Consider the following 23,615-nt stretch of genomic DNA (forward strand, 5'->3'; position numbering starts at 1 on the left):
GCCCCTCGAAACGGCCGTTCCTACGAGAGCGTCGAACTGTCCGGGTTCAGGAGCTTCGACTCCGCCTTCCGGAGATGTTCGAGCAGCGTCGTCTTCGAGATGTCGAGTTCGTCCGCCAGGTCGCGGGCCGAAATCCCGCGCGGCCAGTCGTAGTAGTCGCGCTTGCGCGCCAACTCGAACACTTCGCGCTGGCGAGCGGACAGTTCGTCGGCCCGCCACGCCGCGTCGCCCACGCCCGCGTCCGGACGGGTTATCTTCGTCACGGTGATGTCGGCGTTCGTCTCGTCGCGAACCGCGTCGAGTCGCTTACGGACGCCCTCCCTGTCGTCGTCGACGAAGAGCGACCAGTACTCGCGGCCGTCGAACACGCGGACGGGCGCGGCTTGGATGAAGTCGTTCGAGACGAGGGCGTCGCTCACGCTGTTTTCGGGGTCGTACTCCACGAACAGTTCCCGCGAGGTGTTCCCGGGCGTCCGGCCCCTGAAGTCGTGGCGACGCTGCATCTCCGAGACGGCGGAGGTCAGCGCCGACCGTTCGGCGGCGGCGACGAGTTCGTCCACGTCCGCCGTCGTGTCGCCGTACGCCGTGAAGTGTCCCTTCACTTGCTCGCCGGAGGTGTTGAACACCGTGTGTGCGAGCAGACCCGCGGGCGTCTCGTCTGTCACCTCGAGCGTCCAGCAGTCGGGATGCCAGATTTCGAGCGTCAGGCGCGACTGGCCGCTGTGCGAGTCAACATCTGCCATATACCGTCTCGTCGAGCGACGACGATAACGGTTGTGACTGCGGAGCGACCGGCGGTCAGCGGTCGGCGACGCTGAACCCGCCGAGCGAGTCGTCGGGCCGACTCACGAAGCTGTGCTCGCCGGTGACGTACGCCCGTCCGCTCACCTCCGGCGTCGTCACCGTCAGACCGTCGCGCGTCTCGGCGTCCAGCAGTCGGCCGGTAAAGCGCGACCCGACGACGCTCTCGTGCGCGTAGCGTTCGCCGACGGCGAGTTCGCCCTCCCGGTGGAGGAGCGTCATCTTCGCGCAGGTGCCCGTCCCGCAGGGCGACCGGTCCACGGACCCCTCGCCGAAGACGACGAGCGTTCGGTCCGCGTCGCGGTCCGACCGGTAGAACTCCGTTATCGACACCTCGCCGGACTCGCCCGTGAGAGGGTTGACGGCGTCTACGGCGTCGTCGACCGCCGCTCGGATTCCGAGTCCGAGGTCGACGAGTTCGCCCGCGTGGTCCGCGTCCACCGGGGGTTCGACCGCCTCGCCGTCCACCATCGCGAAGAAGTTGCCCGCGTACACCACGTCTACGTCTACCGTCAGTTCGCCGCCGTCGGCGTCGACGGTGACCGTCGTCTCGTCGACGACGAACGAGCGCACGTTCCGCACGGCGACGCGTTCGACGCGCCCGTCTTCGACCGTTGGTTTCGCGGTGACGACGCCGGCCGGCGTCTCGACGCGAATCTGCGATTTCGGCTCCAGTTCCCCGCGTTGGACCAACGCGGTCACGACGCCGATGGTGCCGTGACCGCACATGTCCAGATAGCCGCCGCCGTCCATGAAGAAGAGGCCGACGTCGGCCTCCTCGGCCTCCGGCGGGACGCGAACCGCGCCGAACATGTCGTCGTGGCCGCGGGGTTCTTTCATCAGCAGTTCACGCACCCGGTCGTGCGTCTCGGCGAACGCGTCTCTCTGCTCTCGGACGCTCCCGCCTTCGAACTCCGAGCGGTCGAGACCGTCAGTTATCAGCCGCGTCGGTTCGCCGCCGGTGTGCGTGTCGAGCGTCTCGAAGCGAGTCTCCGCGGTCATAGCTTTTCGAGCGACGCTATCTCCTCGTCGGTCCAGTCGTAGAACGGTTCCTCTACGCTCCGGAGCGACTCCACGCAGTCGTTGTACCGCCGCACCGCTTCGTCTCTGAGGGGGTCGTCGGGGTTCGACTGTATCCACGACCGGAGTTCCGCCAGTCCGCGCGGCGAGTAGGTGTCGATCCGCTCTTGCTCTCTCAGCAGTTCGAGCTTCCGGTCCTCGTCTCGGAGCGACTTCGTCAGCGAGACGATGGCGGTTCCGACCAGTACCACTATCGACGCGAGCATCACGGTCCACGTTATCGGAGTGAGTGCCATGTTCAGTTCCCTCCGTCCGTCGCTTTCGGTATCGACTCCGTTCGACTGTCGAAGAACTTCATCAGCACAGTGCTGACCGCGAGAAGCGCGAGCATCAGCGCGATGCCGCCGAACATGAGCAGTTCGTTCTCGGTGCCGAGGCTCGTCACCGCGCCGTACGCCATGATGAACACCATCACGACCGGAATCACGTACTTGATGATGCCGTTCCACCACGACCCCACGAACAGGTTCGAGTTGCGGTTGAGTTCGAGGACGCGGATGCGGTCGGCGCCGAACTTCCATCCGACGAGGACGATGATAGCCAGCGTCGCCAGCGGCAGCCCCCAGTTACCGAACACGAAGTCCATCTGCCCGAGGAACTCCGAGGAGTAGGCGCTGGGGATGCCCAACAGCCAGATGAGGAACGACACCGCCGCGACGGTCTGTTTTCGGTCCAAGCGCGTCTCCTCGGCCACGGTCGTCACGCCCACCTCCGTGATACCGAGACCCGAGGTGAACGTCGCAAAGAAGAATCCGAGGAAGAACATCATCGCCCACAGCTGTCCGCCGATGAGTTCGGGGAACACCTGCACGAGCGAGATGAACATCAGGTTAGCGCCGGCCGTCGGTTCGAGACCGAACGCGAACACGACGGGGAAGACGGCGAAGATGGCCAGCAGACCGATACTCGTGTTGCCGATCGCCGTGAATATGCCGGCACCCAACGGCACGTCGTCGTACTTCCGCAGGTAACTCCCGTACGTGAGCGCGATACCCCACCCGAGACCGGTCGAGAAAAGCGCCTGTCCGAGCGCCGCGATCCACGTGTCACCCTGTACGAGGTACTGCCAGTCGGGCGTGAACGCAAACGCCAGTCCGTCCATCCCGCCGGGGAGAGTGACTCCGCGGACGGCGATGGCGACGAGGGCGACGACCATGAACGGGATCATCCACTTGACGACGCGTTCGATGCCGCGTCGGATGCCGAACAGGAGGACGCCCGCTATCATCGCCACCGTGATCGTGTGCATCCCGATCATCAAAAGCGGCGACCCGGCGAACGACTCCCAGAACGCCGTGGCGTCGAACCCGGGTTGAGAGAACGTCATGAGCACCGAGTGGACCGCGTAGTACAACGCCTGCCCGATGATCGGCGCGTAGTACGACATCAACGCGATGTTGACGATGACGACGACCAAGGAGATACCGCGGAATCGGCTGTCGCCCGCGACCTGTTTGAACGACCCGATGACTCCCTTCTGGGTGTAGCGACCGAGTACCGTCTCGGCCATCAGTCCGGGGACGGCGATGAGGAACAGAAGGAAGATGTAGGCGAGCAAGAACGCGCCGCCGCCGTTCTGTCCGGTCGTGAACGGCATGCGCCAGATGTTCCCCGCCCCGACCATCGCTCCGACCATCGCCATCAGAAAGCCGAACCGACTACCCCACTCTTCTCGTGCGGTCCTCGCAGTATCGTTTGCCATTATATCACACGCAACTACGACGACCGGAGAAACCTCTATAGAGGTACCCTATCATGGACGGTGATATCTGCGTTTGTGAACGTATCGCTCGGTTTCCCGTGAACCGCCTCGGGGCTTGACCCCGAGGCTCTCGCCTTGTTCATCTGTAGAACTGCGACCGCGACTTCGAATCGCCCGCGCGGGTGAGAGAGGCGGCGGGGGCGACGTTACGAACTCCGTTCGCCGCCGAGTGTCACCGTCGCGAGGTCGGATTCGAGTTCGGCGACGTGGTCGTTGTACGCCTCGACGAACTCCGCGAACTCGTCTACGAGGCGGCGAACGTCGGGCGCGGAAGGAGGTTCGTACTGCGAGAGGAGGTAGATACCGCCCTCGCCGCCGACGCGGAGGTACGACGCCCGGCCGTCCTCCCACTTCAGTTCCCACCGCGTCCCCGACACAGTCGTCGCGAACGTCCCGTAGTTCGAGCCTTCGTAGCGGTACAGTTCCGAGGCGATTCTGTCCGCCACGTCGCGGATTCGCCCGACGATTCTGTCGCGTTGGGCGACGACAGTCTCCGTGGAGACGGCGGCGGGGAACTCCGAAGGCACGTCGTCGAGGACGCCGTCGAGGGAGTCGATGTGTTCGTTGTACGCCGCGACGAACGCGTCGTAGTCCGTCATCGCGCGCGCCAGTTCTTCGGGGGCGGGCGGGTGTTGCGTCGAGACGACGTACGTCTCGCCGCCCCCCCGTCCCTCGAATCGAAGATACTGGAGGTCACCGGCCTCGAACTTCACGGTCCACGTCCCGCTTTCGGTTTTGAACGTCGATTGTCCGTAATCGCCGCCCTGTAGCAGCGCGAGTTGTCGCGCAATCTGGCCCGCGTGGTCGGTCACCCACGAAACCACCTCGTCCCGGTGCGCGACGACATCTTGTGCATCGGTAACGTCGAACGCTGGAGCCTCGCTCATCTGTCCGCCTCTAGTAACGCGACGGGTATAACCTCTCTGTCGAGGCGCGGTGAGCGAAGTCGAACCCCGAGTAGTACCGCGATTAGAGAGGTAGACTTCCGAGAGACTCCCGCGAGGGAGAGTAGGCATCTGACGGAACAAAACGCGTCAGTTTAGTGTATTTCTTGCAACACTCTCTGGTTATCCGCCAACGCGTATTTTACGCCGACAGGAGTAACGACTGCCTGCGAGACTACACATGTCCCAAACAACCAGACGGTCGCTATTGAAGACACTTGGCGTTGGAGGTACAGTGTTCGCTTTCGGTGCAGGTGCGGGCTACGCACAGACGGATACCGAAACTGATTCGGACGGAGGAGAGGGTGTCACCCTCCCCCCGAGCGGCGATACGGCGCTTCTGCGCGCTCTGCACGCCTCGCCGGACGCACCCGCGGTCGACGTCTACGTCGACGGCGAGCAGGCGGCCCAGGGCGTGGAGTTCGGAAACATCACGGGCTATCTCGAACTCTCCCCGGGCGCAGTAGACGTGCAGGTCTATCCCTCCGAGGACGGAGGCGAAGACACGACCGGTACCGAAAACGAGACGACCACTGCCGCCGCCGAAGACGAGACGACGACGGAAGCCGGTACCGCGGCCGAGGACGAGACGACGACGGAATCCGGCGGTCTCGGCGACGAGACGACGGAGGCCGGTGCCACGGCCGAGAACGAGACGGGCACCGGGACGGAGATGGAGACCGAGACGGAGATGGAGACCGAGACCGAGACGGAGTCCACGGGGGAGATGCCCTCGGGCGACCCGGTCATAGACGAGACGGTCACCGTCGAGGGCGGCCAGAGCTACACCGTCGCGGCCATCAACCAACTCGACGACATCGAGGCTCTCGTCCTCGAAGACGAACCCGAAGACGACGGAAGCGAGGACGACGAGGGCTCGGACACCGCGATGGTCCGCGCAGTCCACCTCTCTCCCGACGCGCCGACGGTCAAGGTGCGAGCCGACAGCCACGTCGTCGCCGGTGCCATCGAATACGAGGAAGCGAGCGACTACGCCGACGTCCAGACCGGAAACACCCAGGTCGAGGTGCTCCCGACCGGTTCGGCCGACCCCGTCAGCACCGCGGCCTACGAGTTCGAGGCGGGCGAGCGATACAACCTCTTCCTCGTCGGAATGGTCGACCCCGAAGCCGCGACGGCGGAGGGCGGCCTCGAAACCGAGACCGACACCGAGAACGAGACGACTACGGAGTCCGGAATGGCCGCCGAGAACGAGACGACCACCGAGTCCGGAATGGGTGCCGAAAACGAGACGACCACCGAATCCGGAATGGCCGCCGAGAACGAGACGACTACGGAGTCCGAAATGGCTGCCGAGACGACCACCGAGTCCGGAATGGCCGCCGAGAACGAGACGACCACCGAGTCCGGAATGGGTGTCGAAAACGAAACGACCACCGAATCCGGAATGGCCGCCGAGAACGAGACGACCACCGAGTCCGGAATGGCCACCGAGGACTCCGAGGACCAGCCACTGCCGGAAGCGTTCCGCATCGTCGGAGTCCAAGACAGCACCGGTAGCGTCCTCGAAGAAGCAGAAGAGGAAGGGACGCCCAGCGCCGACGACCTGCTGCCCGTCGACCTCTCGGGCGACGACGGATCCGACGAGAACGCGACGACCGAGAACGGCACGACCGCCACGGAAACCGCCGAGAACGGTACGGTCGCCACGGAAACCGCCGAGAACGACACGGCTACTAACGGCACCACCACCGAAGCGAGCAACGCGACGACGACGAGCGACTGACGACGCGGCGGCGATGGGACTCCGGCGGGGTTCGAACTGCCGGCGTCTCGGAGGTTGGTGACCTCCGAAAATGGGGCATAGTGGACTCGTCCCGGCGGTGACGGTACGTCGCCGCGCGGGACGGTTCGTCCACGACGGATGTGCGGTTGACGGATTCTTCTCCTACGGCGCGCGACTCGACACAGACTGACAGAGTGCTGTCGCGCGGCGTTCGGGCGTCACAGCCCGGAGAACGGCGGCGCGCCCATTCGCCGCGGCGTCGAGTCGGAACCGTTCGAGAGCGACCGCGTCTCGTCGGGGTCGCGTGTGTGATCCAATTGTCAACACGTAGATATTCTAGACGGTAAGGAGTATCCCACAAAGAGCCTATGTGTCTCGTTATCAATCCTCTTCTTGCATGTATGGCGGAGATGTAGACGACGAAACGCAGAAAACGCCCGTAGATAGTGCTCGATTATCAACTTCTCGCCGCTCGGTTCTGAAGTCTGTCGGGATACTCGGCGGAGCGGGGCTGCTCTCGGGAATCGGCAGCGCCGAATCGTCGGGTGGCACCTCCGAGCGAACGTCGAAGTTCGACCCCAGAGAGGCGACGGCGGCCGAGATTCGAGAGCTGTACCGGACGAACCAGACGACCGTCACCGACGTCGTCGAACGGTACCTCGAACGGATACGGGCGTACGAGGAGGAACTCGGCGCGATAATCCGGGTGAACCCCCACGTGATGGACCGCGCGGCGGAACTCGACGCGGCGCTCGAATCGAACGAGCTAGTCGGGCCACTGCACGGGGTTCCGGTCCTTCTGAAAGACAACAACGACACGGCCGACATCCCCACCACGGCCGGTTCGGTGTCGATGAAAGAATCGACCCCGCCGGACGACGCGACCATCGTCTCGTGGATACGCGATGCCGGGGGGATAGTGCTCGCGAAGACGAACCTCCACGAGTTCGCGTTCGGCTACGACACGGTCAGTTCGCTCGGCGGCGTGACGCACAACCCGTACGACACTGACAGATACGCGGGCGGGTCGAGCGGTGGGACGGGCGCGGGCATCGCGGCGAGTCTCGGCGTCCTCGGGACCGGAACGGACACCGGCGGCTCCGTCCGCGTCCCCGCGGCGGCGACCGGACTCGTCGGGCTTCGCCCTTCGACTGGTCTCGTGAGCAGAGACGGCATCGTTCCGCTCGCACTCACCGAAGACACCGCGGGTCCGATGACGAGAACGGTCGCCGACGCGGCGGTTTTCACCGACGCGCTGGTCGGCTACGACCCCGCAGACCCCGAGACCGCAGAGAGCGTCGGGCGGACGCCCCACGCCGAGGGCGGGAGTTACACCGACTACCTGAACGAAGACGGCCTCGACGGCGCCCGCATCGGCGTCTACCGCGACTACGTCGGCCCGACCGAGGAGGAAGTCGACGAGGCGGACGAAGCCGTGGTCGAGGACGCAAAGGCGGTCACGGCGGTGTTCGACGACGCACTCGCGGACCTCGAACGCGCGGGCGCGACCGTCGTCGACCCGGTCGAAGCCCCGTCGTGGGAGTTCGTCTACGAGGCGAACGTCTCGTCGAGCGACGAGTTCAACCGAGACATCGACGCGTACCTCGAAGGACGGGGCGACGACACGCCCGACTCGCTCGAAGCGATAGTCGAGTCCGACGAGTACGCGCCCGCCATCTGCGAGTCGATCCGAGAGCGAGAGGAGGTAGACGAGGACGCACTCGACGAGAACGTGGACTACCTGCGCGGACTGAGCAAGCGCGACGACCTGCAGGAGTTCGTTCTCGGAACGATGGCCGAACACGACTTAGACGCCATCGTCTACCCGGCGTTGCGACACACGCCGCCTCACATCGACAGCGACGAACCGTGGGGGTCGAACGCACAGTTGACGCCCGCGCTGGAGTTCCCCTCGATGACGGTCCCTGCGGGACTCACCGAGGGCAGTTCGATGCCGGTCGGAATCGAGTTCGTGGCCCGAGAGTACAGAGAGGAGAGGCTCTTCGAGTTGGGCTACGCGTACGAACAAGAGAGCAACCAGCGGCGTCCCCCGGAGGGATTCGGGCCGGTCGACGCGTCGGGAGAGGACTGGTCCGCAGAGCGCATCGACTCGTGGAACGAGGCGCAACACGAAGAACAGACGGTGGCGAGACTCGGCTGCGGTGACGGTCAGTGAGACGACGCGTCCGCCGCGTCTCGGTCACTCGTCGTGGTCCGGCAACCGGACGATAGAGAACCAAAACTCCTCTAACACCCGGACGGTATCCATGAACTCGTCCGGGTCGACCGGTTTCGTGAGGTAGGCGTTCGCCGAGAGGTCGTAGGAGTTGACGACGTCCTCGTGCGTCGTCGAACTCGTGAGGACGATGACCGGGATGCGCTTTAGGTCGGGGTCGTTTCTGATCTCTTCGAGGATTTCGTCGCCGTTCTTCCGCGGGAGGTTCAGGTCGAGCAACACGATGTCGGGCCGCGGAGCGTCCTCGTGGTCGCCGCGCTGATAGAGGAAATCGAGGGCTTCGACGCCGTCACCCGCGACGTGGAGGGCGTTTTCGATACAGCCGTCTTTGAACGCCTCCCGCGTCAGCCGAACGTCACCGGGGTTGTCTTCGACGAGCAGTATCTCTACGGGGGTGGCCTCACTCATCGGACTCACCCGCCTCCGGCAGCGTAAACGAGAACGTCGACCACTCGCCGGGTTCCGAATCGGCCCATATCTCCCCGCCGTGGCGTTCGACGATTCGCTCACAGAGCGCCAGTCCGACCCCGGTGCCCGCGTACTCCTCGCGCCCGTGGAGTCGTTGGAACACCTCGAAGACGGTGTCTGTCTCGTCGGGGTCGATACCGACGCCCTCGTCGCGAACCGAGACGACCCACGTTCGGCCGCGTCGCTCCGCCGACACCTCGACCGTCGGCGGTTCGTCGCCCGAGTACGTGAGCGCGTTGTCGAGGAGGTTCTGGAGCAGTTGGCGCAACTGGCTCGCGTCGCCGTTGACGCGGGGGAGAGACCCGACCGTGACGTCGGCACCGGTTTCCTCGATGCGCAGTTGTAGGTCGGCGAGGACGTCGTCGAGCACCGCATCCAACTCGACCGGTTCGAGGGCGTCGCCCTTCGCTTCGACGCGGGAGTATTTGAGGAGGGCCTCGACCATGTCGCGCATCCGGTCTGCCCCGTCGACGGCGTACTCGATGAACTCTCGTCCGTCCTCGTCGAGTTCGTCCGCGTACCGACGCTCGACGAGGCGGAGATAGCTCGATACCATCCGCAACGGTTCTTGGAGGTCGTGAGAGGCGGCGTACGCGAACTGTTCGAGCCGTCTGTTCGACTCCTCGAGGCGTTCGTTCGACTCTTCGAGTTTGCGCTCGTACTCTTTGCGTTCTGTGATGTCTTGCGCCATCGTCATCCCCGTGGAGACGTCGCCTTTCGTGTCGGTGAGCGGAACGGTGTGGACGACCCACTCTCGACCGGCGTAGGTGACTTCGATTCGCCGCTCATCGCCGTCGAGAGTGGCTCGCAATCCGTCTTCGAGTTTCGAGCCCATCTCTTCGCCCCAGACCTCTTTCGGCGTCTTGTCTTCGACGTCGTCCTTCGAGACCGGTAGATAGTCGAACGCTCTGCCCTCCGCGAGCGTGTAGCGGAGGGTGTCGTCGAACAGGGTGACGATACCGTTCGGGAACGACTCCGCGAGCGTCCGGTATCGGTGCTCGCTCTCTTCGAGTCGGCGTTCGTACTGGCGGCGTTCGCTCACGTCGCGGTCGGAGACGATGACGGACACCACCTCGTCGTCGTCGTTCGTGACCGGTCTGAAGACGCCGTTGAGCGTGTATCGCTCGCCGTCGGGTCGGGTGAGGTCCGCCTCGAAATCCACGTACTCGCCGGTCGCGGCCCGTTCTGTCCACTCCTTGATGTCGCCGCGTACCTCGTCTCCCGTCCCCCACCACGGCGTGTTCCAGAACGGTTTGCCGGTCACATCCTCGATGTCGGCCTCGATGTACTCCATCGCCGTGCGGTTTATGTCTATCACCGTCCCGTCGAGGTCGAGCAGACCGACGAGGATGTTCGGGTCCTCGAAAATCGCGTCGAACCGCCGTTCCGTCTCTTCGAGTTCCCGTTCTCGCTCCTTGCGCGCCGTGATGTCGCGAAAGTACACGGACAGCCCGGTTTCGGAGGGGTACGCTCGCACCTCGAACCACGTGTCGAGGGGGTCGGGATAGTACTCCTCGAACGAGACGGTCTCCTGTTCGTACATCGCGTCCTCGTACTTCGGCTTGAACTTCCGTTCGGCCCCCTCCGGGAACGCCGCCCAGATGTTCTCTCCGATCAGCGTTCGCTCTTCGGGGTTGATCAGCGCGTGCGCTTGGTCGTTGAGGTACGTGAACGTCCATTTCGCGTCGAGCGCGAAGAACGCGTCCGAGATGCGGCCGTAAATCTCCTCGAGTTCGCTCTGTGTCCGCTCGTTTTCGATCGCCGACGCGAGAACGTTCGCGACGCTCTTGACGAAGTGTGCGTCGTGGCTGGTGAACTCGCGTTCCTCCGTCGCGTGCGCGCCGAGGACGCCCCACGGGTCCGACACGGAGCCGATGACGACGCTGATTCCGCTGACGACGCCGTGGTCGGTGAGCAGTTCGGGGCCGGAGAACCGCTCTTCTGTGCGGAGGTCGTCGACGACGACGGGAGTCTGAGAGCGGAGCGTATAGCCCGCCTGCGACGCCCGGTTTACCGGTACGGTCGCCGACCCGGCGAGTCCCTCGCGCCATCCGACGCCCTGTCGGAGGAACAGTTCGTCACCGTCGGGAAGCAGTTCGAGAACCTTCGCGTACTCGGCGTCGAGCGTTTCGGCGACGGCGACAGACGCGTCGTGCATCAACTGGTCGAGGTCGTCCGATTCGAGGGCTCGTTGGCCGAGTTCGGAGACGACCTCCTGTTGGCGGATACGCACGTGCGGTTCCGCGTCTGCCTCGGCGGGGGAATCCATCTATCACTCTTATCTGCGGAGCGACCCTAAAACCTTCGCGGGGAGACGAGTCACTCGGAGTCCCCAGAGCGGCGAGACACGGCGATATCGCTCCGCTCACGACGACGGCGCAGATTCGAACAAACGCCGCTCGAAGGCGAAGAATGCGGGAGAAGTGGGCCGGCGCAGATTCGAACTGCGGTTACGGCCACCCGAAGGCCGAAGGATACCAAGCTACCCCACCGGCCCGCATGTCTGTTTGAGTCCTGCGCCGCGTTTAACAGTTGTGATTCACGGTCGAATCACGCCGAAACGCGTCAGTAACGGCTGAATCCATCGGTATCGAGATAGTTGTGAGCGACGGTGATGGCGTGGTCGGCGTGCAGGAGTTGCGGCCCGAGACGGACGCGTCTGTCCGCCGCGTCGGCGAGAAGCGACGCCTCCTCGTCGGTGAAGTCGTGGTGGTCCGAGAGGACGAAAAGGGGGTTCTCGGGAGGTTCGACGTCCACGACCGGGTCACCGTTTTCGTGGAGTTCGAAGACGGTGGCGTCGCGGGAAATCGCTTCGAGCGTCTCCGAAAACCCCATTCGGCGGATGCTCACCCCGGGGGTGCTCTCTGCGGGCATGTGGCCGACGGCCTCGTCGCGTTTCTCCAAGGCCTTCCGAACCAGGGCCGCAGTCGTCCGCTCGTCCGGGTTCAGGCGACGGAGTTCCGCCCCCTCGAACCGAACGGTGAACTCGTCTCCGAGGACGAGGTGGACGCGAACCGCCTCGCGGATGTCGTGTGAGAGGAAGAACGCGGAGTTGACACACCGGCAGAGAACGTCGAGTCGCCCGGCGCCACCGGCGATATCGTCGAGGGAGAACTCCGCCGTCGTCGGGGCGTCGTGCCCGCTGATGAGGAACTGTCGCATAGATACGTCGTGGCCCCTCCGGTTCATGTGTCTATCTCATTGTTGCATCCGAAACGTTAACATGGGTCGTTCACTTACGGCGCGTAATGTTAATGGAAGTTCGTTTGGATACATAAATCATCAATCGCGTTCTAATATGGGATCTATTTTGCATATTGTCCAAAATATCTCGGATTGTAGTTCCCAGACAGGAAAAATTATTTACTGCGGTAGAGTTGTTCCGCGGGTTTATTTCTACAATCTATCCACGTAATGTGAAATATTCGGACTTTACAGGTGCTGTGTTGCATGAATTGCCTGATACCAAGGTTATTCGTCAGTTATTTATTCGGTGGGAGTTTGAATCACGGTATCCCTCAACAAAGGGTGTACTAACCCAATGTCTGACGAGAAAACCTTCCACAGTAAGCTGAACCGTCGTCGGGTCCTGCAGGGACTCGGTGGCGTCGGCCTGGCCGGCATCGCGGGATGTTCGGGACAGGGCGGTAGCGGCGACCAAACGGGTAACACGACCGGCGACGGTGGGTCGTCGACCAAACTCAAGATCGGTCAGACGAAGAGTCCGATCGAGTTCGACCCCATCGTCCTGAACGACGTCCCGTCGACCGAAGTCGTCGACCGGGTGGTCGAGGGCCTCTACACCTACGACGAGAGCACGGGCATCGTCCCCGTCCTCGCGACCGGTGAGCCCGAAGTGTCCCAAGAGGGGACGCGCTACGTCGTCGAAATCGAAGAGGACGCGACGTTCTCTAACGGCGACGCCGTGACCGCGGAGGACGTCAAATACTCCTTCGAGGCGCCGGTGAAAGAGGAGACACAGAACGCCTCGGAACTGAACATGGTCGACACGATAGAGGCCGTCGACGAAAAGACCGTTCAGTTCGACCTCAAGTACGCTTTCGCGCCGTTCCCGACGACTCTGACGTGGTACGTGATTCCGAAGTCGGTCCGCGAAGAGGACAAAGACGCGTTCAACACGGGCGACGCCCTCATCGGGTCGGGGCCGTTCACCTTCGAAGGATGGCAGGAAGGGGACTACGCGCGCATCAAAGCGGACCCCGAATACTGGGGCGAACCAAAGCCGAAGGTCGACGAAGTCGAGTACGTCCCCGTAGAGGAGGCGACGACGCGCGTCACGACCCTCAAGAACGGCGAGAACGACGTCGTAAAAGAGATTCCGCCGAAGCAGTACTCGACCGTCCGCAACATCGAGGACGCGAGCATCGAGGAAGTCCCCGGCATCGGGTACTTCTACGCCGCGTTCAACTGCAAGGAAGGTCCCACGACCGACCCCCTCGTCCGCGAGGGCGTCGACTACGCGTTCAACATGGACCAGGCGGTGTCGAACTACGTCGAACCGACGGGCGTTCGTCAGTACAGCCCGTACCCGAAGACCATCGCCGAGGACTGGGGCTTCCCCGTCGACGAGTGGAAGCAGATTCCCCACGACAAGAACGTCGATAAAACGAAGGAACTGTTCGACGAGGCGGGCGTGCCGGACGACTACTCGTTCCGCATCATCGTCCCCCCGGACGACAAGCGCCAACAGATAGGCACCTCCATCTCCAACGGCCTGAAGGAGGCCGGATGGGACGCGAGCGTCCAGCGTCTCGACTGGGGCGCGTTCCTCGACCAGTACATCTCCGGGAGCGAGGACGACTACAACATCTACACGCTCGGGTGGTCCGGAACGCCGGACCCCGACGCGTTCAGTTACTACATGTTCGGGGCGGACGACTCCACGCTCGGCGTCACCGACGGGACGTTCTACCACGACAGCAGCGACAAGGCGGCGACGGCGACCGAGAAGTTCCTCCAAGCCCGCGAGTCGAACGACCAAGAAGAGCGCAAACAGCTCTACGTCGAGGGGACCACCACGGTTCTCGAAGACCGCGCGCACCTGCCCGCGTACAACCTCAAAAACAGCTTCGGTGTGAAGGACTACGTCGATGACTTCGCATCTCACCCGGTGCTCAGCTTCACGCTGTGTACGGGCCACAACAACGTCTCCGTCAACAAGTAGACTGACAGAACGGAGACGGCTACGTCATATTTATGTACAAAACGTCCGCAAAACGGCGAGTAGAGACATGAACGCCTCACAACGTGTGGTGCAATAATGGGACGTCTTCGGTACACGATCAGCCGACTGCTCCAGGCGATTCCGGTGGTGGTGGGCGTGATTACTATCACGTTCTTCCTCACCGACGCCATCCCGGGAGACCCGGTATCGATAATGCTCGGACCGTCGCCGAGCGCACAACAAGCCGACGCCATCCGAGCGAAGTTCGGACTCGACCAACCGCTGTACGTCCGGTACGTCAACTACCTCGTCGACGTGGTCCAGTTGAATCTGGGGACCAGCATCTACTACCAGGTGCCGGTGACGCAGAAGATAGCAGAGCGACTGCCGGTAACGCTCTATCTGCTGCTTTCGAGCTTCACCTTCGCGCTGGTGACGGCGGTACCGCTGGGTATCGTCTCCGCGAAGCGCCGGAACAAGCCGACCGACCACGTCTCGCGAGTCGTGGCGCTACTCGGCGTGAGCACGCCCTCCTTTTGGATCGGGCTGATGCTCATCATCGTGTTCTCGTTTTGGCTCGACGTCTTCCCCTCGACGAGCCTCATCCTGCCGTGGGCACCGCCCGCGAGCGTGGACGGCGCGGCGACGCAACTCGGCGTCATCACCACGTCGATTCACCACCTCATCCTCCCGACGATAACGTTGGGGACGCTGCAGATGGCGGCGTTCACGCGCATCGAGCGCTCCTCGATGCTCGAAGTGCTCGGCGAAGAGTACGTGAAGCTCGCTCGCGCCTACGGCGTCAGCGAGGGAAAAATCGTCCGGAAGCACGCCTTCAGAAACGCTCAGCTCCCGCTCATCACGCTCGTGGGACTACAGCTCACCTCCGCGCTCGGCGGGGCCGTACTGACGGAGACGGTCTTTTCCATCAACGGGATGGGCCGGCTCATCATCACGGCGATACAGAACCAAGACTTCCCGCTCGTCATGGGGACGACGCTCGTGTTCGGTCTCGTGTTCGTCATCGGGGTCATCATCACCGACCTCTCGTACGCGTACGTCGATCCGCGGGTCACCTTCGAGGGGGGTGAGTGACGATGGTAGACGAATCAACGACCGGAATGGACGCGGACGCCGACCGCGACACCGGCGACGGCGTCGCCGAGGAGCTAGAGTCGCGCGTCGGATGGCGGTACACGCTGTCGCAAGTCAAGCGCGACCCGACGGCGCTGGCCGGACTGTTCATCATCGCGGTCATGGTGCTCGTCGCCGCCATCGCGTTCGTAGACAGCATCGTCTTCGACGTGCTCTCGGAGGTGCAGTTCCTCGCGGACATGGGCGTTCGCCCGTACTGGTTCGCAGAGACGTTCTGGGTCAACCCCAACGTCGACCCGAACTCCGCGCAGATTCTCCGCCCGCCGGTGGGACTCACGAACCAACTCTACCCGAACGAGCCGGGGACGTGGGCGAACCCGCTCGGAACCGACCACCGCGGGCGCGACATCCTCGTGCGCCTGTTCTACGGGACGCGCATCGCCATCACCGTCGGCATCGTCTCGACGGGTATCGCGATGGCTCTGGGGATGCTCGTCGGTTCCGTCGCCGGCTACTACGGCGGCTGGATAGACGACGCGCTGATGCGCGGGTCCGAGACGCTGTACGCCATCCCGTTTCTCGTGCTCGTCATCGCGTTCATGACGGCGTTCGGCCGTAACCTGACGTACGCGATGGTGGGCGTCGGCATCGCCACCATACCGACGTTCGCCCGCCTCATCCGCTCTCGCGTGCTCTCGGTGCGCGAGGAGGACTACGTCGAGGCGGCGCGGGCCGCAGGCGTTCGCGACAGAAACATCATCCTCCGGCACGTCATCCCGAACAGTTTCGCACCCGTGCTCGTGCAGGCGACGTTGCAGGTCGGCGTGAACATCCTCATCATCGCCGGCCTCTCGTTTCTCGGGTACGGAGCACAGCCCCCGACGGCGTCGTGGGGACAGATGCTCGCGAACTCCCGGCAGTATATGCTACCCAACGCGTGGTTCAGCATCTGGCCGGGCATCGCCATCCTCGTCACCGTCGTCGGCTTCAACCTCATCGGTGACGGGCTGAGAGACGCACTCGACCCCCGGATAAACAACTGATGAGCGCAGAACCACTACTCAAAGTAGAGAACCTGAAGACCCAGTTCTTCACCGAAGAGGGAACCGTCCGCGCGGTGGACGGCATCTCCTTCGAGGTGAACGAAGGCGAACTCGTCGGCCTCGTCGGCGAGTCCGGCGCCGGAAAATCCGTCGCGACGAGTTCCATCATGCGGCTCGTCGAGGATCCCGGCGAAATCGTCGGCGGGACGGTGACGTACAAAGGAACGAAGATAGTCGACTTCGAGGAGGGGCCGGACGGCGAACTCCGTCGCTCGCCCGAGATGCTCTCGAACGCCGAGATGCGAAAGCAGATTCGAGGCAAGGAGATAGCCATCATCTTCCAAGACCCGATGGAGGCTCTGAACCCGGTTTTCAAAGTCGGGGCGCAACTCCGCGAGTTCATCGAGATAAACCGCGGCGTCTCCGAGAAGAAGGCAAAAGAGATCGCGGTGGACATGCTCCGGGAAGTCGGCATCCCCGAACCGGAGAAACGCTACGACAGTTATCCGCACCAGTTCTCCGGCGGGATGCGACAACGCGTCCTCATCGCGATGGCGCTGTCGTGTCAACCGGACCTCATCATCGCCGACGAACCGACGACGGCGCTCGACGTCACCGTCGAGGGCCAGATTATCGACCTGGTGGACGACCTCAGAGAGAAGTACAACACGTCGTTCATCTGGGTGACCCACGACTTAGGCGTCGTCGCGGAGATATGCGACCGAGTGAACGTGATGTATCTCGGCGAGATAATCGAACAGGCGGACGTAGACGACCTGTTCTACCAGACGCGTCACCCGTACACGGACGCGCTCTTGGATTCTATCCCCCGGCCGGACCAGTCGGTGGGGGAACTGACGCCCATCAAAGGCGTGATGCCCGAAGCAATCAATCCGCCCTCGGGGTGTCGCTTTCACACGCGGTGCCCGGAGGCTCGAACCGTCTGTCCGGAGGTCCGTCCGGAGTACCAAGACGTGAGCGACCCCGGCGAGTCGAGGCACATGGTCTCGTGCGTGAAGTACGAGAACGTCGGGTACGACGACGCCGAACCGTTAGAGACGGAGGCCACGTCGGCGTTCGGCGGCGGCCTCGTCGAAGCGAGAGGTGACGACGAATGAGCAAAGCCATAGCCAGAGACGAGACGAGTTCGGTCGGATTCGGCGAGACGCTCCTCGAAATCGAGGGGCTGACCAAACACTTCACGCAGGGCGGCGGCCTGCTCTCTGCGTTCTTCGAGACCGAGACGGTGAAAGCCGTCGACGACGTGACGTTCGACATCGCGAAGGGCGAAACCGTCGGCCTCGTCGGCGAGTCCGGATGCGGCAAGTCGACGCTCGCTCGGACCATCCTCCGACTGCTCGAACCGACGGACGGGGCCGTCCTGTTCAAGGGCCGGAACCTCGCCGAGATAGACGGCGAGGAACTGCGCTCGATGCGAAAGGACATGCAGATGATCTTCCAGGACCCCCAGTCGTCGCTGGACCCGCGGATGAAAGTCGGCCCCATCGTCGAGGAACCGATGAAGGCCCACGGTCTCTACGAGGGCGAACGCGAGAAACGCGCCCGGATGCTGTTGGAGAAGGTCGGTCTGGACCCCCAACACTACAACCGGTACCCTCACCAGTTCTCCGGCGGACAGCGACAACGCGTCAACCTCGCGCGCGCACTCGCGGTCAACCCCGACTTCATCGTCTGCGACGAACCCACGTCGGCGCTCGACGCCTCCATCCAAGCGCAGGTGTTGAACACGATGCGGGACCTACAGGAGGAGTTCGGGCTGACGTACCTCTTTATCAGCCACGACCTCTCGGTCATCCGCCACATCTCGGACCGCGTGGCCGTGATGTACCTCGGCCAGTTGGTCGAACTCGCGGAGACGGACGAACTGTTCGAGAACCCCCAACACCCCTACACGGACGCGTTGCTCCAGTCGATTCCGGTACCGGACCCGCGGGCGAGGGGCCAACGCGGCGTCCTCGAAGGCGACGTGCCGTCGCCCATCGACCCGCCCTCGGGGTGTCGCTTCCGGACGCGGTGTCCGAAACTCATCGCACCCGACGAGTACGACATGACCGAAGACGAGTGGGAAGAGGTGCGACGCTTCATGCGCGCCGTCGAACGGAAGACGTTCGAGACGGACGGCGAGGCGTCGTTGCGCGCGGAGTTCTTCCCCGACGGGACGCCCGGCGGCGAACCCGGACGCATCGTCGAGACGAGCATCGACGAGGTTCTCGAAGACGAGTGGGACGCCGCCGCCGAACGGCTCGTCGAGTCGTTCGCAGAGGAGTCCATCTGCGCGAAGGAACTCCCGGTGTACGACGTCGAGTCCGAAGTCGGGACCGGACGCCACCTCGCGGCGTGTCACCTCCACCGCGACGACGGCGGCCAGACCGCGGACTGACTCCGCGCTATCTCTCGATTCGTATCTCGACGCTGTCGCTCGGGTTCGCCCCCGGAACGGGGACGAACGCGCCGATTTCGTGGACGCCCGGTTCGGGTTCGACCCACCGCGTCCGGCCGTCGTCGCCGACTCCCCCGACGCGCTTGAACCGGCCGTCCCACGTCGTAGAGAGGACTTTCCGCTCTTTCGCCCGGAAGGTGAGCGTTCCGGTGGCGTCACCGACGTAGACGCGTTCGTCGCTTGCGTCGAGTTCGCCGTCCACCGTCCACCCCCAGAGCCGTCGCGTCTCCGTCTCGACTTCGACGGGGAGGGGAAGCGAGTTCGCGATGGTGACGGTCAGTTCCACGGGGTCGCCCCGTTCGTACGCCTCGCGGTCGGTTTCGACGGTCACGGAGAGACACCGGCGGACGACGGACTGCGGGACGAACTTCCCGACGGCGGCGGCGATGGGGCTCTTGGTCTCGTCGAACCCGTGGCGGTTCTGCCGGTCGGTCGGTCCGTTCGAGGGCGGCATCGTATCGCCCCGACGTACGGCGAGAGCGCGTTTACTTTCGTCGGTCGGCGACCGCTCTCGTTATCTCCGCTCGACGCTTACTCGGGGGGAGCCTCGGTACCGCGACCGGTAGACGGGACGGGAGTTGAGCACTGCGGCGACGAGAGACGGAGACGACGGTGTGGTACCGGCCGCGGACGAATCGCGCGGCGACCCGATGGTCCGACTGTTTCGGACGGACGGACGCGCGGACGCGCGGACGTCCGGTGGTTCGCCGTCGGCTTGCTCGCGAGCATCTTCGGGCGACTGGTCGGTCTCTTACCGCCCGTCGTCCTCGGCGTCGCCATCGACGCGACGTTCAACGGCAACACCGCCGAACGCCGTTCGACGGCCCCTCGGGCCGCGTTCGGCGAGGACACTCGAACTCGCCGCGGAGAGGCCGAGCGAAGTCGCTCCGAGGCGTGCGAGAAAGTTACGCCGGTCTCCCTCGGTCATTGTCCTCACGTGACGAGTCTGAGGACTCGATTGTTTCCGTGGGGAACTCGATATGGCCCCCTGTCAGTAGCCCTGCGCGTTCCCGTCCTTCCGGGGTTCCGTGGCGGCCGAGAGCGTTCCGCCGTCGTTGCGCGCTATCTGCGCGCCGCCGAACAGACTCGGGTAGAGCAGACAGACGTCGTGTCCCTTGCGGACGAGTTTCGTCCCGAGACTGTCGCTCAGGCGTTCCTCTACGGCGAGGGTGTCGTCCTCGCGGTACCGCCACCGGGGGTAGTCGAGCGCCGCCTGAAGCGGCATCTCGTAGTCGACGATGTTCGAGACGAGTTGGACGTGACCCTGCGGTTGCATATAGCCGCCCATGACGCCGAAGGCCGCCCAGTCGTCCTCGTCGAACTTCGCGAGTGCGGGGATGAGAGTGTGGAACGGTCGTTTCCCCGGTTCGATGCGGTTCGGGTGGTCGGGGTCGAGAGAGAAGGAACTCCCGCGGTTCTGGAGTGCGATACCGGTGTCGCCGGCGACGAGTCCCGACCCGAACCCGGCGAACCGGGAGTTGATGTAGGAGACGACGTTTCCCTCGTCGTCGGCGACGGTGAGAAGAACCGTATCCGCGTCTTCGGCGTTGGCGTCGGGGACGCCGAACGACACGTCGCGGTTCGCCTCTTCTCTCACCTCTTCGGCCCGCTTTTGCGCCCACGCCTCCGACGCGAGGGGCGGAATCTCCTCGTACTCGGGGTCCGTGACGTACCGGTGGCCGTCGCGGAAGGCGAGTTTCGTCGCCTCCGCGAAGTAGTGGACGCGTTCCGGCGAGTCGAGCGGGTAGTCGCCCGCGCCGAGTTCTTCCGCGATGTTCAACGCTTCGAGAGCGACGAGGCCCTGGTTGTTCGGCGGGAGTTCGAATATCTCCGCGCCGTTGTACGTCGTCGAGACGGGGTTGGGAAACTCCGGTTCGAAGGCCGCGAGGTCCGCGACGGTCAGAAAGCCGCCCGCCTCCTGTACTTCCGCGGCGATCTGTTCTGCGATATCGCCCTCGTACACCACGTCCGCGCCCTCCTCTGCGATTCGCTCCATCGTCGCGCCGAGTTTCGGTAACGTGACGGTCTGGCCCACCTCGGGCGCGGCACCGTCGAACAGGTACGCCTCGCGGGCGTTGTCGGTCTCGAACAGGTCTTCTCCGTGTCGCCACGCGTCGGCGATTATCTCCGAGACGGGGTAGCCGTCGGTAGCGTAGCGAATCGCCGGGTCAAGAACGTCCGCGAGGGAGAGTCGCCCGAGTTCGTCGACGGTCGCTTCCCACCCGCGGGCGGTGCCGGGCACCGTCACCGTCTGTGCGCCCGTGTCGGGCATCTCCGCGTCCTCGGGGTCCACGCCGTCCGCCTCTGCGACGGCCTCTCGGACGTTCTCTCTCGTCGCGTCGGCGGGCGCGCCGCCGCAACTCCGCATCGCGCCCACTTCGCCCTCTGCGGTCCGATAGAGGGCGAACACGTCGCCGCCGAGTCCAGTCGAGGTGGGTTCGACGACGTTGAGGGCCGCCGCGGTGGCGACGGCGGCGTCGAACGCGTTGCCGCCCTCCCGAAGCGTCTCGATGCCCGCCTCCGCCGCGAGCGGTTGACTCGTCGCCACGACGCCCCGTTTTCCGTACACCGTCGACCGCCGCGACCCGAACCGGTCTAAGTCGGCGTTCCCGTCGATATCCATGCTCGCACGTTCGAAAACGGCGGCCAAAAGTCCACCCGAAGGGGAACGAGAGGGCGGGTATCGGTCGGCCCGCGACGCGCCGCCTCCGACCGACCGACGCCGACGGACCGCGGCACCGACCGGGGTCGTAAATGCGCATCCTGCGCCCCGCTATCCGAGAATCACCGGCACAGGTACCCTCGTCAGAGGCGTACTCTCGAGTATGGCTCTCCGAACGATACTGCTGCTACTGGGCGTCGTGGAACTGCTCGCGCCGAAACAGATCGTGGACTTCTGGATGGACGTCGCAACCGAGTCGGGGTCGGACGTCGAACTCCGGCCGTGGGTGTACACGGCCGCGCGAGTCGAAGGGGTAGCCTTCGTCGTCTGGGCGCTTCGACGCGGGAAAAAGGAGTCCTAAATCGGCTCTCGGCGGCGAGGTAATACTCGTCAGTCAGTCAGTCAGTCCGTACCCGCGACGGAACAGTGCGATGTTGAGTGCGGTGACGACGGCGGTGAGGACGACGAGGACGGCGAGCGACGCGTTCGGGTCTACCTCGCTGACGCCGAGGAAACCGTATCTGACGCCGTTGACCATGTAGACCATCGGATTCACGAGCGACACCTGTTGGAGCGTCTGCGGTAACTCCGCGATGGAGTAGAAGACGCCGCCGAAGAACACCAGCGGTCTGAGGATAAACTGGTTCAGCATCGTCAGGTCGTCGAAGTCCTCGGCCCACAGGCCGCCGAGAACGCCGAGACTCGCGAAAAGCAGGGTGATGACGAGCATGAACGCGACCAGATAGAACGGATGGGTGACGCCCACCGTCGTGAAGAACGCGCCGATGAGAGCGACGAGGGTGCCGACGATGACGCCACGGAGCGCAGACGAGAGGATGTACGCCCACACCATAGCGGAGTACGAGAGCGGCGAGGTGAGCGCTTCCTCTATGTACCGATTCCACCGGCCGTGGAAGATGGAAAAGGAGGCGTTCTCGAAGGCGTTCGAGATGGCTCCGAGGACGATGAGACCCGGCAGGATAAACAGGATGTAGGGGACGCCCGCGATTTCGTTGATTCGCTCGCCGAGGATGACGCCGAAGACCGAGAAGTACAGCACGTTCGTGATGAACGGCGGGACGAACGTGTTTCGGGGGCGGCGGACGAACCGGAGGATTTCGCGGCGCAGGAGGGAGACGAACCCGGTCATATCGACGCTCGACATCAGTTCGACACCTCCATCTCCTCTCTGTCGTCCTGTCTCGTCATCTCGACGAACACCTCTTCGAGGGAGGTGCGCGTGATTTCGAGGTCCACTATCTCGTGGCCCGCCCTGTCGAGGGCGCGAACGAGGTCCGGGGCGACTAATCCTCCCTGCTGGGCCGTGACGGCCAGACCCGCCTCCGTGAGTTCCGCGGCCTCGTACTGCCCGTCGAGAGCCGAGAGGTCCGGCACCGAAGACGGCGGGTCGCGAAGCGAGACGGCGATGCGGTCGGTGCCGCGGTCCATGAGTTCGTCCGGACTCGCCACGTCCACGATTCGACCGGAGTCCAAGATAGCCACCTCGTCACAGAGGCGTTCGGCCTCCTCTATGTAGTGTGTCGTCAGGAGGATGGTCGTCCCGTGGTCGTTGAGGTCGACGATGGTCTCCCAGAGGTCGTGTCGGAGTTGCACGTCCACGCCCGCCGTCGGTTCGTCGAGGATGAGCAGGTCCGGTTCGGTGATGAGGGCGCGCGCGAGCATGAATCGGCGCTTCATCCCGCCCGAGAGCCAATCGAACCGCGTGTCGCGTTTGTCGTAGATGCCGACGCGTTTGAGCACCTCGTCGGCGCGTTCGCGGGCCACGTCCCGAGGGACGCCGTGGTAGCCTGCTTTCGTCGCCAACACCTCTCGAATCGGGAAGAAGCGGTCGACGTTGAACTCCTGCGGCGCGAGTCCGATTCTGTCTCGCGCCTCGCGGTAGTCGTCCTCTACGTCGTGTCCGAAGACGCGCGCGGACCCGCCGGACTTCCGGACCAGTCCGACGAGGATGTTGATGAACGTCGTCTTCCCCGCGCCGTTCGGTCCCAGTAAGCCGAAGAAAGAGCCCTCGGGAACGTCGAGGTTCACGCCCGCGAGAGCGTGGACGTCGCCGTACGACTTCTCTAAATCGCGTATCTCTATCGCAGGAGGCACTACCGTCAGTCGGCGA

General features: G+C 64.0%; 20 protein-coding genes and 1 tRNA gene. 8 read left to right on the forward strand and 13 right to left on the reverse strand.

Features of this window, described 5'->3' with window-relative positions:
* Positions 1-20: 20 nt before the first annotated feature.
* The 5 genes from BM167_RS11680 to BM167_RS11700 form a co-directional block, all read right to left on the reverse strand.
* Positions 21-743 (reverse strand): helix-turn-helix domain-containing protein, encoded by a 723-nt coding sequence (locus BM167_RS11680; RefSeq protein WP_092892642.1) that lies wholly within the window; start codon positions 741-743, stop codon positions 21-23.
* A 55-nt stretch (positions 744-798) separates the two neighbouring features.
* Positions 799-1,803, reverse strand: a complete 1,005-nt coding sequence (locus BM167_RS11685) for a proline racemase family protein (protein WP_092892644.1) — start codon at positions 1,801-1,803, stop codon at positions 799-801.
* Positions 1,800-2,117 (reverse strand): DUF8026 family protein, encoded by a 318-nt coding sequence (locus BM167_RS11690; RefSeq protein WP_092892646.1) that lies wholly within the window; start codon positions 2,115-2,117, stop codon positions 1,800-1,802. Before BM167_RS11690 ends, BM167_RS11685 begins: the two co-directional genes overlap by 4 nt.
* 2 nt (positions 2,118-2,119) lie before the next feature.
* Positions 2,120-3,583 (reverse strand): sodium-dependent transporter, encoded by a 1,464-nt coding sequence (locus BM167_RS11695; RefSeq protein ID WP_092892648.1) that lies wholly within the window; start codon positions 3,581-3,583, stop codon positions 2,120-2,122.
* Between the two features lie 206 nt (positions 3,584-3,789).
* Positions 3,790-4,530, reverse strand: coding sequence for a profilin-fold protein (locus BM167_RS11700; RefSeq protein ID WP_092892650.1), 741 nt, complete (start codon positions 4,528-4,530; stop codon positions 3,790-3,792).
* A gap of 292 nt (positions 4,531-4,822) precedes the next feature.
* On the opposite strand from BM167_RS11700, the gene BM167_RS11705 reads away from it, so the two are divergent.
* Both BM167_RS11705 and BM167_RS11710 read left to right on the forward strand, forming a co-directional pair.
* Positions 4,823-6,334, forward strand: a complete 1,512-nt coding sequence (locus BM167_RS11705; protein ID WP_177213344.1) for a DUF4397 domain-containing protein — start codon at positions 4,823-4,825, stop codon at positions 6,332-6,334.
* 397 nt (positions 6,335-6,731) lie between these two features.
* On the forward strand, positions 6,732-8,510 hold the full coding sequence (locus BM167_RS11710; RefSeq protein ID WP_092892654.1) for an amidase: 1,779 nt from the start codon (positions 6,732-6,734) through the stop codon (positions 8,508-8,510).
* Positions 8,511-8,534: 24 nt separating this feature from the next.
* Here the strand turns inward: BM167_RS11710 and BM167_RS11715 are convergent, their stop codons facing one another.
* The 4 genes from BM167_RS11715 to trmY form a co-directional block, all read right to left on the reverse strand.
* Positions 8,535-8,978, reverse strand: coding sequence for a response regulator (locus BM167_RS11715; protein ID WP_092892656.1), 444 nt, complete (start codon positions 8,976-8,978; stop codon positions 8,535-8,537).
* Entirely contained in the window at positions 8,971-11,307 is a 2,337-nt protein-coding gene (locus tag BM167_RS11720) for a PAS domain-containing protein (RefSeq protein WP_092892658.1), read from the reverse strand. Before BM167_RS11720 ends, BM167_RS11715 begins: the two co-directional genes overlap by 8 nt.
* 155 nt (positions 11,308-11,462) lie before the next feature.
* A tRNA-Pro gene (locus tag BM167_RS11725) sits at positions 11,463-11,535 on the reverse strand.
* A gap of 68 nt (positions 11,536-11,603) precedes the next feature.
* On the reverse strand, positions 11,604-12,200 hold the full coding sequence (gene trmY / locus BM167_RS11730; protein WP_092892660.1) for a tRNA (pseudouridine(54)-N(1))-methyltransferase TrmY: 597 nt from the start codon (positions 12,198-12,200) through the stop codon (positions 11,604-11,606).
* A gap of 379 nt (positions 12,201-12,579) precedes the next feature.
* On the opposite strand from trmY, the gene BM167_RS11735 reads away from it, so the two are divergent.
* From BM167_RS11735 to BM167_RS11755, 5 genes are all read left to right on the forward strand, one after another.
* Positions 12,580-14,223: an ABC transporter substrate-binding protein gene (locus BM167_RS11735; protein WP_092892662.1), complete on the forward strand. Its 1,644-nt coding sequence runs from the start codon at positions 12,580-12,582 to the stop codon at positions 14,221-14,223.
* A gap of 96 nt (positions 14,224-14,319) precedes the next feature.
* A complete protein-coding gene (locus BM167_RS11740; protein ID WP_092892664.1) occupies positions 14,320-15,318 on the forward strand; it encodes an ABC transporter permease in 999 nt (332 codons plus the stop codon).
* A 2-nt stretch (positions 15,319-15,320) separates the two neighbouring features.
* Positions 15,321-16,361, forward strand: coding sequence for an ABC transporter permease (locus tag BM167_RS11745; RefSeq protein WP_177213345.1), 1,041 nt, complete (start codon positions 15,321-15,323; stop codon positions 16,359-16,361).
* Positions 16,361-17,479 (forward strand): ABC transporter ATP-binding protein, encoded by a 1,119-nt coding sequence (locus tag BM167_RS11750; protein ID WP_092892666.1) that lies wholly within the window; start codon positions 16,361-16,363, stop codon positions 17,477-17,479. Before BM167_RS11745 ends, BM167_RS11750 begins: the two co-directional genes overlap by 1 nt.
* Entirely contained in the window at positions 17,476-18,762 is a 1,287-nt protein-coding gene (locus BM167_RS11755; protein ID WP_092892668.1) for an ABC transporter ATP-binding protein, read from the forward strand. Before BM167_RS11750 ends, BM167_RS11755 begins: the two co-directional genes overlap by 4 nt.
* Before the next feature lie 7 nt (positions 18,763-18,769).
* On the opposite strand, the gene BM167_RS11760 is transcribed toward BM167_RS11755, so the two are convergent.
* Positions 18,770-19,276: a DUF7974 family protein gene (locus tag BM167_RS11760; RefSeq protein WP_092892670.1), complete on the reverse strand. Its 507-nt coding sequence runs from the start codon at positions 19,274-19,276 to the stop codon at positions 18,770-18,772.
* Between the two features lie 537 nt (positions 19,277-19,813).
* Entirely contained in the window at positions 19,814-21,445 is a 1,632-nt protein-coding gene (gene ggt, locus BM167_RS11765; protein ID WP_092892672.1) for a gamma-glutamyltransferase, read from the reverse strand.
* 202 nt (positions 21,446-21,647) lie between these two features.
* Between ggt and BM167_RS11770 the strand changes: the two genes are divergently transcribed.
* The gene (locus BM167_RS11770; protein ID WP_092892674.1) at positions 21,648-21,845 is read left to right on the forward strand and encodes a hypothetical protein; all 198 of its coding nucleotides are present in this window, start codon (positions 21,648-21,650) and stop codon (positions 21,843-21,845) included.
* A 33-nt stretch (positions 21,846-21,878) separates the two neighbouring features.
* Here BM167_RS11770 and BM167_RS11775 read toward each other — a convergent pair whose 3' ends face one another.
* Together BM167_RS11775 and BM167_RS11780 are read right to left on the reverse strand one after the other, a co-directional pair.
* Positions 21,879-22,649: an ABC transporter permease gene (locus tag BM167_RS11775; RefSeq protein WP_092892676.1), complete on the reverse strand. Its 771-nt coding sequence runs from the start codon at positions 22,647-22,649 to the stop codon at positions 21,879-21,881.
* On the reverse strand, positions 22,649-23,599 hold the full coding sequence (locus tag BM167_RS11780) for an ABC transporter ATP-binding protein (RefSeq protein WP_092892678.1): 951 nt from the start codon (positions 23,597-23,599) through the stop codon (positions 22,649-22,651). The genes BM167_RS11775 and BM167_RS11780 overlap by 1 nt, the downstream gene beginning before the upstream one ends.
* Between the last annotated feature and the right edge of the window lie 16 nt (positions 23,600-23,615).

The sequence above is a fragment of the Halopelagius inordinatus genome, assembly GCF_900113245.1.
Classification (GTDB): domain Archaea; phylum Halobacteriota; class Halobacteria; order Halobacteriales; family Haloferacaceae; genus Halopelagius; species Halopelagius inordinatus.

Bases quoted from the DNA above. Each gene is read 5' to 3' on its own strand.
- BM167_RS11680 (WP_092892642.1), bottom strand. From the start codon at position 743: ATGGCAGATGTTGACTCGCACAGCGGCCAGTCGCGCCTGACGCTCGAA.
- BM167_RS11685 (WP_092892644.1), bottom strand. From the start codon at position 1,803: ATGACCGCGGAGACTCGCTTCGAGACGCTCGACACGCACACCGGCGGC.
- BM167_RS11690 (WP_092892646.1), bottom strand. From the start codon at position 2,117: ATGGCACTCACTCCGATAACGTGGACCGTGATGCTCGCGTCGATAGTG.
- BM167_RS11695 (WP_092892648.1), bottom strand. From the start codon at position 3,583: ATGGCAAACGATACTGCGAGGACCGCACGAGAAGAGTGGGGTAGTCGG.
- BM167_RS11700 (WP_092892650.1), bottom strand. From the start codon at position 4,530: ATGAGCGAGGCTCCAGCGTTCGACGTTACCGATGCACAAGATGTCGTC.
- BM167_RS11710 (WP_092892654.1), top strand. From the start codon at position 6,732: ATGTATGGCGGAGATGTAGACGACGAAACGCAGAAAACGCCCGTAGAT.
- BM167_RS11715 (WP_092892656.1), bottom strand. From the start codon at position 8,978: ATGAGTGAGGCCACCCCCGTAGAGATACTGCTCGTCGAAGACAACCCC.
- BM167_RS11720 (WP_092892658.1), bottom strand. From the start codon at position 11,307: ATGGATTCCCCCGCCGAGGCAGACGCGGAACCGCACGTGCGTATCCGC.
- trmY (WP_092892660.1), bottom strand. From the start codon at position 12,200: ATGCGACAGTTCCTCATCAGCGGGCACGACGCCCCGACGACGGCGGAG.
- BM167_RS11735 (WP_092892662.1), top strand. From the start codon at position 12,580: ATGTCTGACGAGAAAACCTTCCACAGTAAGCTGAACCGTCGTCGGGTC.
- BM167_RS11740 (WP_092892664.1), top strand. From the start codon at position 14,320: ATGGGACGTCTTCGGTACACGATCAGCCGACTGCTCCAGGCGATTCCG.
- BM167_RS11745 (WP_177213345.1), top strand. From the start codon at position 15,321: ATGGTAGACGAATCAACGACCGGAATGGACGCGGACGCCGACCGCGAC.
- BM167_RS11750 (WP_092892666.1), top strand. From the start codon at position 16,361: ATGAGCGCAGAACCACTACTCAAAGTAGAGAACCTGAAGACCCAGTTC.
- BM167_RS11755 (WP_092892668.1), top strand. From the start codon at position 17,476: ATGAGCAAAGCCATAGCCAGAGACGAGACGAGTTCGGTCGGATTCGGC.
- BM167_RS11760 (WP_092892670.1), bottom strand. From the start codon at position 19,276: ATGCCGCCCTCGAACGGACCGACCGACCGGCAGAACCGCCACGGGTTC.
- ggt (WP_092892672.1), bottom strand. From the start codon at position 21,445: ATGGATATCGACGGGAACGCCGACTTAGACCGGTTCGGGTCGCGGCGG.
- BM167_RS11770 (WP_092892674.1), top strand. From the start codon at position 21,648: ATGGCTCTCCGAACGATACTGCTGCTACTGGGCGTCGTGGAACTGCTC.
- BM167_RS11775 (WP_092892676.1), bottom strand. From the start codon at position 22,649: ATGTCGAGCGTCGATATGACCGGGTTCGTCTCCCTCCTGCGCCGCGAA.